1 pseudogene is annotated in these 314 nt (G+C 44.3%); it reads left to right on the forward strand.

Features of this window, described 5'->3' with window-relative positions:
• Nucleotides 1-314: pseudogene (locus MTCD1_RS21345) on the forward strand (methyl-accepting chemotaxis protein); the annotation flags it as partial.

Consider the following 314-nt stretch of genomic DNA (forward strand, 5'->3'; position numbering starts at 1 on the left):
ATAGGCAATGCCCTTGAATGGCAAGATGTCACCGCAGCCAGAGCGCAAGAAAACAAAACCGCGCAGTTACAAGGGGCCATTGACCAATCGGGTACTGCCAACATCATGATTGATAGAGACTTCATTATCACCTATGCCAATGCCGCGACCTTAGCCTTATTGAAAGAGCATGAAGCAACCTTTGCTGAAAATTGGCCGGGTTTTGTCGCCGATCCAGAAGTGATTATTGGCACTTGTATTGACAGTTTTCATAAAGTTCCAGCACATCAACGTAAATTACTCGATGATCCAAATAACTTACCGTTTAAAACCGA

Origin of the sequence: Colwellia marinimaniae, assembly GCF_002207865.1 — a bacterium.
Lineage (GTDB): Bacteria > Pseudomonadota > Gammaproteobacteria > Enterobacterales > Alteromonadaceae > Colwellia > Colwellia marinimaniae.